Below are 9,782 nucleotides of genomic sequence, written 5' to 3'. Positions count from 1 at the left end.
CGACGACAACACCCGCCCCGAATCCCCCACCATCACCACCAACACCCGCTGCAAGCGCTCGGTTAAATCGCGGACGTCAAAGTTGGACAATGGCTGCCCAGTGCCGGCTGTACTCAACGACAGGTGGCCGTCGGCACTCAAGAAAAACAATCCGAAATGGCCCACCCGGCCAAAGCCGGTAACCACCCCCGACGCAGCCGCATCAGCAAAAGGCAGAGCCGTTATCGAGGGGATGAAATTGACACGCACTCTATCCGACCGTCCGGAACCACCGGGACGTAGTTTGCGCTCGAGGGCATGCACTGGAAATCGCTGGTGCTGCAGCGCTTCCCGTATTCGTGTATCGACCTGCTGACAAAAATCGGCGATCGTTAAATCCGGTGAAGCCGTCAACACCAACGGCACCACCCCGGAAACCATCCCCGGAGAGGTCATCGACTCCGCACTGGTGCGCCTGCTGACCGGGAAGTCGAGCACTACCTGCGAGCCCTCGGCACACCACCCCCGGACCAAGAGCGCACAGGCCGCGGTGATCACCGATGACCGGCGCATGCCCAGCGCGTCAGACAGCTCGTGGACGCGCTGGAGAAGCGACGGGTCCAGGCGAATAGCTTCCGAAACAGAGAACGCATCGCGCTCGTGCGACGATTGGGTCAGGCCATAATAGGGAGCGCTGTCGGGCGGAAGATTCGCACTCCAATACGCCAAATCCTCGGAGTACTGCCCGGATGCCTCGTATTCGGTCTCCCAGGCAATGAGATCCTGCAGCGAGCTGAAAAAGGAAGACGGCGGGGGCTGGCCGGAAACCAGCGCGGAGTAGACCGCAGCAACCCGGTTGGCGAAAAGCACCGTGCCGAATCCGTCGGTGACGAGATGGTGGAAACAGAGCAACCAGTAGAATTCGTCGGTCTGGGTCTGGAATAACGCGAATTTGAACAGCGGCCCGGCAGGTGGCGCCGGTGTTCGCCGGATCGACTCGGCTAACCGGTGGGCCTCCCGGACGGGATCCGGCAGATGCCTGAGATCGTAGAAGGGAAGCTCGACGTCCGAATCGTCAACTGCCCGTTGGAAAACCTGACCGTCAAGCTCGACAAACCTCGCCCTGACCGGCTCGGCCTCGGCCACCACGTACCCGATCGCCCGTCTGAGCACATCGCGTTGTAGCACCCCGCGGATGACGTCGAAGGTGGTGATGTGCCACTCGGCGTCGAAACCCCCTGATTCCTGGGCCAGCCAAATATCGAGTTGGGCGCGCGTCAGTGGAAACAGCCGCTCATCTCGTCCCATCGAAATTCTCCCCCACCAAGCTGAAGCAGTGTTTCTGTGTCACATGTCTGAAGCTTTGCCCTATATCGGTAACGGCGCCGTTCAGAACATTTGGCACACCGCCTCATCGCCAGCCAATTGCCGACTAGACGAATTACCCGTAGAAAATGGTGCAATATCCTGCGCGGACCTCAAGAAGATCGTCGCGCCGAGCCCTCGCGGGCGCCGAAGCTTGGCCCGAAAGTCGTTGCGGCACTGACCTTCCGCTGGGCAGCACGAATGCGCCCGGCTGGCATGTATGCTCAGCGAACCAGGGGGCGGTCTACACCGGTGTGGCACTCTGGACATCTACGGCCGCACCACACCATTGGTGCCCGGCATGACCCGCAAGTTACGCGCAGCGCATCCTAATCTGCCAAGAATCACAATTAACTTACCTCTTTTTTTGTCACTAACTCGTCGCATGTCACACAAGAACGAAGTTATTCGTCGTATGTAAGACAAGAAAAGGGCGAACCACCTAAAAAAGCTGGTCCGCCCTGTTCGACGAATTCAACGTGACTCGGCATACGCCCACTATCGGCTCCTCCCCTACGCGGCCCTCATCGGTCGTCGCGCGAAATATGTCGATGCCTGAGCCGCTACCGGCAACAACTTCGGTGCAACGCGCCCACCGGAACTAAGGCAGCGGTACCCGTGCCGACGCCGTCCTAAACCACATGCCCACGCCCGAATGTGCGGGAGCATCACAAGGTTTGGGGAGCGTAGTGTTCCGGCCATGTGGGGCTCGGTGCTGGGACTGGCGCTTCTGGCGACGCTGAACCCGGTCCGTCTCGGCCTCACCCTCCTGATGATCTCCCGGCCACGGCCTGTGCAAAACCTGCTGGCGTACTGGGCCGGCGGCCTGATGGTGACTGTTCCCCTCCTATTGCTTCCGCTGCTGTTGCTGCACGCGACGCTGTCTCGATCGCTCGGGCAAGATCCGGCCGGCCCGGCCACAAATTCCACTGGCCGCCACATTCAGATCGGGATCGGTGTGGTCGCGCTGTCGATCGCTGCGTTGATGACGGTGCGCTTCTTCGCGCGCCAGCGAGCACGTCAGGCGGCGCCGGACGGCAACACGTCCACTGGCACGTCGGACTCGAATACGCCGATCGCAATTCAGCGACTGTTGGACCGCGCCCAGGATGCGTGGGAGAGCGGGTCGTTGTGGGTCGCGTGGGTGATCGGCCTTGTATCGGTGTCGATCGACGGGGTTCTCTTCGTGGCCGCAATCATCGTGGCGTCGGGAGCCGCAATCGGCACGCAGGTCAGCGCCGCGATCGTGTTCCTCGTCGGGATGTATGCGGCTGTCGAGGTCATCCTCGTCGCCTATCTGGCCGCGCCGGCGAAAACCGAAGCGGTGCTGCGGCGGTTGCACGACTGGGCAGAGGCGCACCGTCAGCAGGTTCTGATAGCCATCTTCACCGTGGTCGGGCTTTCACAGGTGGCCCAGGGCACCGGCATCGTCTGACGCCCGTCATACCCCCTGGGGCCTGGTCCCGATCACCCCGGCTGATGCCAGCCGGGTGAGCGCCGCGTCGTCCAGCCCGCACACGCCGCGCAGTATCTCGGCATTGTGCTCGCCAAGGGTGGGCGGTGGACGCAGCAGCCACCGCGAGTGCCCGGCAAGCGGCGCGAACGGCGGGCGCGGATACCGTGCCGTGCCGATCCGGGAATGTTCCAGCGTCTCGAAGAACCCGCGGTCATTCAGTTGCGGGTTGTCCGTCACCAGCGACGGCGACACCACCGGTGCGGCGGGAATCCCCACTGCAGCAAGGCTTTCCACCACAGTGGCCAGCTCTTGGCCGACGAACCAGGCCACCAGCCGACGATCGATGTCGTCGGCGCAGTCACATCGGCCGGCCACGGTGTCAAGGCGCGCTTCGTCGCACCAGGACGGCCGGCCCATCAGCACGACCAGCGCACGCCACTGTTCGTCGGTGCCCACGGTCACGGCGACCCAATCGTCGTCACCGGCGCAGCGGTACAGATTCTGGATGGCAGAGCCGTGTCCCCGGTTGCCCCGCCGGCTCAGCGTGACACCGAAGACCTCTGCTTCCATCGGCTGAATCGCGGTGGCCTGCAACACCGTTTCGATCATCGGAAGCTCGATGAGTTGCCCTTCGCCAGTCCGCGCGGCGTGATCCAGCGCCGCCAGCACGGCGAACGCGGCGTGGACCCCGGCCAGTGGGTCGCAGGCACCCCGCGGCGCAACCGGCGGACCGTCCGGCAGCCCGGTCACCCAGGCCAGGCCGGCGATCTGCTCCATCGTCGGCGCGAAACCGACCCGGTCGCGCCACGGGCCGTCCAGTCCGAACGCCGGCATCCGTGCCACGACCAGCCGGGGATTCACCGCCAGCAGCGCATCGGCGGTAAGCCCGAAGTGGTCCATCACCCGCGGCGAGAAATTTTCGATTACCACATCCGCGTCAGCCACCAGCGACATGAAGAGACGACGGCCGTCGTCGGATCCCAGATCCAATGTCACCGACCGCTTGTTGGTGTTCATGGCGTGGAAGACCCAGCCGTACTCCCACCAGTCGTCGACATCGGTGCGCATTCCGCCCGAGTAGCGGATGCCGTCGGGGCGCTGGATGGACTCGACCTTGACGACGTCGGCGCCGAACGCGGCAAGCAGATGCGTGGCGGCCGGGCCGGCCCAGAACGCGGTCAGGTCGACAATGCGCACGCCGTCGAGGGGCAGTCGGCGCTGCGGCTTAGTGACCGCGGATTCGCGCTGGCCCCAAGGGGTTTCGATGTCAGCTTCACCGAGGGTCGGGGCACTGCGCAGCGGCGCGGGACGGCACCGCGACATCAGCCACGGGGTGCGGGGCTGATGAAAGCCGGCCGGGTTGCGGACGAACACGCCGCGCTGCCTCATGTAGGCCATGTCGCGGATCGTCGAGCCGTTGCCCAGCGCCGCGATCGGCAGCCGGAACAACTGACCGAGTTCGACGATCTCGTCGACGGTACGTTCGGACAGCCACGGGCCGATCCGCTCGCGGATGAAATCGCGGTATTCCCAACGGCCGATCTGGAATCGCAACTGGGGGATCTCGGTCAGCTCGGGGCATTCGACCATCGCGGCGAAGTCCAGCCACTGCTGGCCGGTGACCATCGTGATCCCGACGTAGCCGTCCTTGGCCGGCTCGATCGACGGCACCTCGACGGTGCGGGTAACCGGCGGAACCCGCAACAGCTGCGAGTGCAGCCATTCGCTGCTCTGCATCAGCGTGATCGCCTCGAGCATCGACAGGTCGAGGTGTTCGCCGGGGCCGCCGCCCTCGACGCGGCGGCGTATCGCCAGCGCGCCGAACGCCGCGAACGCGCCGCCCATGTACTCCCCCAGGTCGCCGCCGATCGCGATCGGCGGACCGGCCGGGTCGCCGCGGAAGCCGGTCGACCCGGCCCAGGCCTGCAAGGTGAATTCGCTTGCGGCGCGGTCGTTATAGGGCCCCGCCCAGCCGAAGTCGGAGATCGTCACGACGATCGCCTGGGGACACTCGGCCAGCAACGCCTGTGGGTCGACGGCGAGTTCGGCGGCCCGCGAGCGGCTGGCGGTGACCACCACGACGTCGGCGCCGGCCAGCTCGGCGCGGTACCGCTCGGAATCGGGCGCGCACGTCAGACTGCGCTTGCCGGCGTTGAGATAGCAGAACAGCGGTGAATCCGTGGAGGCCGGCGAGCAGCTTGCCGTAAACCGTCGCAACGGATCTCCTTGCGGCGGCTCGATTTTCCGCACTTCCGCGCCGACGTCGACCAGCAGCTTGCCGCAGTAGCTGCCGGCAATGCGGTCGCTGATCTCGACGACGCGCAGGTCGCGCAACGGTGTCGGTCCGCCGTTCACCCTGGCTATTGTGCCATTACTGCTAAGATAGCCGAATGGTTGCCGCTCTGTCCTGCGCCGCTGCCGAGATGGGATGACTGCACTGGGAATTGGACCCGAGGCACGACGCCGGCTGTCGGCGCCGCGGATTGCCGAAATCGTCGCCGACGAGTTGCGCCGTCAGATCATCGATGGCGAATTGGCCGATGGCGACCTGCTGCCGCGCCAGGAAGTGCTCGTCGAGCAGTTCAATGTCAGCCTCGTCTCGCTGCGGGAAGCGCTGCGAATCCTGGAGACCGAAGGCCTGGTGTCGGTGCGGCGCGGCAACCGTGGCGGCGCCGTCGTCCACGCGCCGGCCAAGACCAGCGCCGCCTACATGCTGGGCCTACTGCTGCAAAGCGAGTCAGTCGGCGTCGCCGATCTGGGCGCGGCATTGCTCGAACTCGAACCCGCATGCGCTGCACTGGCCGCCCAACGGCCCGATCGCGCCGATACGTTGGTGCCTGAGCTCAAGCAGGTCAACGACGCGATGGCCGAACATCTGGACGACGGGCCAGAATTCACCGAAATCGGCCGCCGCTTCCACGATCTCGTCGTGCGCGGCTGCGGAAACCGCACCATCATCGCCGTCGTCGGCACCCTCGAGACGCTGTGGAGCAGCCACGAACAGCAATGGGCAGACGAGAGCGCGGCGCGCGGCACGTATCCGTCGCTGAGTCAGCGTCGCGCCGCGCTCAACACGCATGTCAAACTCACCGAGATGATCGAGGCCGGCGACGTCGAGCGGGCGCGGCGCATCTCCGCGCGGCATCTCACCGACACCCAAAGCCACGTGCTGGCCGGCCGAAGCGACCAACGCATCTATGCGCTGTCACCGCAGGCGTTGTCGCGCCCGCGGCCCGGGCCGTGAGAACCGCCCTCGTCACCGGCGGCAGCGGCGGTATCGGAAAGGCCTGCGCCGCAAAGCTGCGCGAACGCGGCTACGACGTGGTGCTCTCGGCGCGACGCGAAGGCCCGTTGCGCACGGCGGCCGAGGAGATCGGCGCGCGCTACCTGGTGGCCGACGCGTCGGATCCGGTCGGGTTCGAGCAGGCGATAAGCGCGCTGGAGACCATCGATCTCGTCGTGCACGCGGCTGGCACACTCGGCGGCACCTACGCGCGCAAGCAGACCTTCGAGCAGTGGCAGGCGATCATTTCGGCCAACCTGGATTCGTGCTTCGTGGTGACCGCGGCGGTGTTGCCGCGGATGCGTGCCGGCTCGAGGCTGGTGTTCATCTCGTCGTCGGCGGCGCACGAGCCGATGATGGCCCGCACCGCCTATTCGGCGTCCAAAGCCGGGATGAACGCGTTCGCCCGCGCGCTGGCTCTGGAGGTCGACCGGGACGGCATCGCCGTGCACATCGTGACGCCGGGGCCGGTGGAAACCGAGATGCTGCAAGATGTTCCGTTTGAAATGTATGCGATCCAGGTCGCCGACGTCGCCGAGGCGGTCGCGTGGCTGGACACCGTGGACCCGTCGGTGGACCTGCCGGAGATCCGGCTGAACGCCGTGCGCCGCGGCCCGTTCGCCCGCGAACCCGTGGTGCCTACCGAGGCCCGCCGCCGCCAACGGTGAGCGCTAGGCCTTGATAACCGTTTCGCCGAATTCGTGCAGCGATTCCGGGGCGGCGAAGTCGGCGAACCACACGTAGAACCGCTCGACGCCCTGGGCGGCCAGACCCGCGAAGTGTTCGACCAGCTGACCGGCGTCGCCGCAGACCAGACCGTTGCCCAGGTATCCGAATCGCCGGGTGCTGACCTCGCGCACCGTCTTCGGGTCGGCGCCTTGCCGGACGAAGCCCACCATCTGTTGCACCGACACCCGCGCCGAGCCGGCGGACGGGATCAACCGCGGCAGCCGATCGAGGTGATTGGCGGGCACGTTCCACCAATCGGCGTGTCGGCGAACGAGTTCCATCGTCCGGCGTCCGGTTCCGCCGAGGATCAGCGGTATCGGGTGCGGCGGCCGGGGGTGCTGACTTTCCCAATACTGCGTGAGCAGATCGAGATGACGCCCCAGCTGCTCGACCCGCGCCACCGGGTCCTGCTGGCCGACATCGAATTTGGCGAATTCGTCGGGCCAGGAGCCGGAGCCGAGGCCGAGCTCGAATCGCCCGCCGGATGCCGCCGACAACGTGACCGCCTGCTTGGCCAGCACCGCGGGATGACGGAATGCGTCGCAGAGTACTAGGTGCCCGATCCGCAGCCGCTCTGTCTTGGCCGCCACCCAGGCGGCGATACCCATTGCCTCCCAGATACTTTCGTCGGGCAGGCCGGGCGCCTCGAGGTGGTCGATGAACGCGATCCCGTCGAACCCGCTGGCTTCGGCGTGGCGCGTCCGCTCGACGATGTCGGCGATCGGTAATCGCACCTGCGGCAGGAACACATACCACTCGGTCATGGCTGACCACCATACGGAGCGAGGCGCTGCTGCTGCCTAGTATTGCTATCTTTGCTATGTTAGGCGTGTTATGGATGTGGGGCTGAATTCTGGTCAGTTGGCGCTGCGCGACAGCGTGCGTGACGTGCTGCGCGCCGAGTGCCCACCCGGCGTTGCCCGGCAGGCGATGACCGATCCCGAGTGCTGGCGCACGGTATGGAAGACGGTCGTTGACCTCGGCTGGACCGAACTCGCGGCCCCCGACTCCGACTTCGGCCCCCTCGACTTGGTCGTCGTGCTGGAAGAGTGCGGAGCGGCCATTGCGCCGATCCCGCTGCTGTCCGGCGTCGGGCTCGCCGGGGGCGTGCTGCGTGCTGCCCGTCTCGACGACGTCCTGCGCGACATCAGCGGCGGCGTCGTCGCCACCCTGGCCGTGCACGCGCCCGGGCATCGGCTGCCCGGTGTGCCGATGACACTGCAGCAAGGACGCCTGCGCGGGCGTGCGGTCGCCGTACCCTGGGCCCCCAACGCAGAGTTGATCGTCACGCTCGCCGAAACGCCGGAAGGGGTGGTGGCCGCGGTGGCACGAACCGGCGATGGCGTCACCATCAAACCGGGCGAGTGCACCGATCCCGCCCAGCCGCTCGCCGACGTCGACATCGACACCACCCCGATAGCCGCCGCAAAAATGAACGTCGAAACCGCTTTAGCCACACCGCTTCTCGCTGCCGCCGCCGACTTGGTCGGCGTCGCGGGCGCCGCACTGTCCCGTTCGGTCGAGCACGCGAAATCACGGCATCAGTTCGGCAAGCCGATCGGCGCCTTCCAGGGTGTCAAGCACGCGCTGGCCGACAACTACGTCGCCGTGGAGCGAGCCCGCAGCCTCACGTACGCGGCCGCCGCCCGCCCCGACTCCTGGACAGCCGCAGCGCTGGCCAAAGCGGCCGCGGGCGACGCGGCGGTCGGCTGCTGTCGCACCGCGGTCCAGGTGCACGGCGCCCTCGCGCAGACCTGGGAGCACGACATCCATCTGTATCTGCGGCATGCCTGGCAGAGCGCCGCGGCGCTGGGTGATAGTCGCGCGCTGTACCACGCGGTGGGCCGCCGCTTCGCCAACGGGGGCGCGGCATGAGCGACCACGTAACCGAGTTCAGCGCGTGGTTGACCGACTTTCTGCCGGACGACTATTACACGGGTTACCGCGAATACCGTTGGGATCTCGCGCTTCGGCGCGATTATCAGCGGGCCTGCTTCGAGGCGGGATGGCTGCAGCCGACCTGGCCGCGGGAGCACGGCGGGCGGTCGCTGGGCCTGCGCGACGCGATGGAGATACGGCTCGAGGCGGCCGTGCGGTCGGCGCCCAAACTGCCGAACATCGCCGGGCCCAACGTCGCTGCGCCGGCGATTCGCCAGTTCGGCACGCCCGAGCAGATCGACCAGCTGCTGGTTCCGGTGCTGCGCGGCGACGAGTGGTGGGCGCTGGGCATGTCGGAGCCGGAAGCCGGTTCGGACTTCGCCGGGCTGCGCACCCGCGCCGAGCGCGACGGTGACGTGTTCCGCGTCAACGGGCACAAGATCTGGACCACCCAGGCGCACCTCTCGCAGTGGTGCACCCTGTATGCGCGCACCGACCCGCAAGCCCCCAAACATCGCGGGATCTCCTGCTTGATCCTCGACCTCCAGTCCCCCGGCGTGCGAATCGAACCCATCCGGATGGCCTCGGTGTCCGACGAGACGTTCTGCGAGGTATTCCTCGACGACGTCGAGGTGCCGGTCGCCAACCTGCTGGGTCCGTTCAACGGCGGCTGGGACGTCGCACTGGCGTCACTTCACCATGAGCGTCAGATGATCTGGATCATGAACTGGGTCGAGATCCAGCGCGGCCTGGACTCGGTCCGCGGCGCCGCGCCAGACGAGGACGTCTACACCGAGCTCGGCTCGCTGCTCGCCGACGCCGAGGCGCTGCGGGCCACCGGCTACCGTGCCCTGCACAACGAGCTCGAAGGCCGCGAGAGCCCGGAAGCCGACATCCTCAAGCTGCTCGGATCGGTCACCCTGCAACGGGTTTGGGAACTGAGCGCCGCGGCCGCCGGTCCGGCCTCGAGCACCGACCCCGACCTTCTTTTCGAACGTCAGGACGCGCTGGCGGCGACGATCTACGGCGGCACCTCCGAGATCCAGCGCAACATCATCGCCGAGCGGCTGCTCGGACTGCCGAAGGGATGAC

Annotated in this window: 8 protein-coding genes; 5 read left to right on the top strand and 3 right to left on the bottom strand. The window is 66.6% G+C overall.

Features of this window, described 5'->3' with window-relative positions; translation table 11 throughout:
• A partial coding sequence (locus tag MFM001_RS23385; protein WP_238159367.1) for a condensation domain-containing protein occupies nucleotides 1-1,287 on the bottom strand: 1,287 nt, incomplete at its 3' end.
• A gap of 757 nt (nucleotides 1,288-2,044) precedes the next feature.
• Here MFM001_RS23385 and MFM001_RS23380 point away from each other — a divergent pair.
• Nucleotides 2,045-2,779, top strand: a complete 735-nt coding sequence (locus tag MFM001_RS23380; protein WP_116377640.1) for a GAP family protein — start codon at nucleotides 2,045-2,047, stop codon at nucleotides 2,777-2,779.
• A 6-nt stretch (nucleotides 2,780-2,785) separates the two neighbouring features.
• Here MFM001_RS23380 and MFM001_RS23375 read toward each other — a convergent pair whose 3' ends face one another.
• On the bottom strand, nucleotides 2,786-5,164 hold the full coding sequence (locus MFM001_RS23375; protein WP_116377639.1) for a CoA transferase: 2,379 nt from the start codon (nucleotides 5,162-5,164) through the stop codon (nucleotides 2,786-2,788).
• 64 nt (nucleotides 5,165-5,228) lie between these two features.
• On the opposite strand from MFM001_RS23375, the gene MFM001_RS23370 reads away from it, so the two are divergent.
• Together MFM001_RS23370 and MFM001_RS23365 are read left to right on the top strand one after the other, a co-directional pair.
• The gene (locus tag MFM001_RS23370) at nucleotides 5,229-6,044 is read left to right on the top strand and encodes a FadR/GntR family transcriptional regulator (RefSeq protein ID WP_116377638.1); all 816 of its coding nucleotides are present in this window, start codon (nucleotides 5,229-5,231) and stop codon (nucleotides 6,042-6,044) included.
• Nucleotides 6,041-6,751, top strand: coding sequence for an SDR family oxidoreductase (locus MFM001_RS23365; protein WP_116377637.1), 711 nt, complete (start codon nucleotides 6,041-6,043; stop codon nucleotides 6,749-6,751). The genes MFM001_RS23370 and MFM001_RS23365 overlap by 4 nt, the downstream gene beginning before the upstream one ends.
• Nucleotides 6,752-6,754: 3 nt before the next feature.
• Here the strand turns inward: MFM001_RS23365 and MFM001_RS23360 are convergent, their stop codons facing one another.
• Nucleotides 6,755-7,576 carry an LLM class flavin-dependent oxidoreductase gene (locus MFM001_RS23360; protein ID WP_116377636.1) on the bottom strand — a complete coding sequence of 274 codons (822 nt, stop codon included), beginning with the start codon at nucleotides 7,574-7,576 and terminating at the stop codon, nucleotides 6,755-6,757.
• Nucleotides 7,577-7,646: 70 nt separating this feature from the next.
• Here MFM001_RS23360 and MFM001_RS23355 point away from each other — a divergent pair, with 70 nt between their 5' ends.
• Nucleotides 7,647-8,687, top strand: coding sequence for an acyl-CoA dehydrogenase family protein (locus MFM001_RS23355; RefSeq protein WP_116377635.1), 1,041 nt, complete (start codon nucleotides 7,647-7,649; stop codon nucleotides 8,685-8,687).
• On the top strand, nucleotides 8,684-9,781 hold the full coding sequence (locus MFM001_RS23350) for an acyl-CoA dehydrogenase family protein (RefSeq protein WP_116377634.1): 1,098 nt from the start codon (nucleotides 8,684-8,686) through the stop codon (nucleotides 9,779-9,781). The genes MFM001_RS23355 and MFM001_RS23350 overlap by 4 nt, the downstream gene beginning before the upstream one ends.
• The last annotated feature ends 1 nt before the right edge of the window (nucleotide 9,782 follow it).

It is taken from the genome of Mycobacterium sp. MFM001, from assembly GCF_003402475.1.
GTDB lineage: Bacteria > Actinomycetota > Actinomycetes > Mycobacteriales > Mycobacteriaceae > Mycobacterium.
This window is presented reverse-complemented; position numbering and strand designations above follow the sequence as displayed.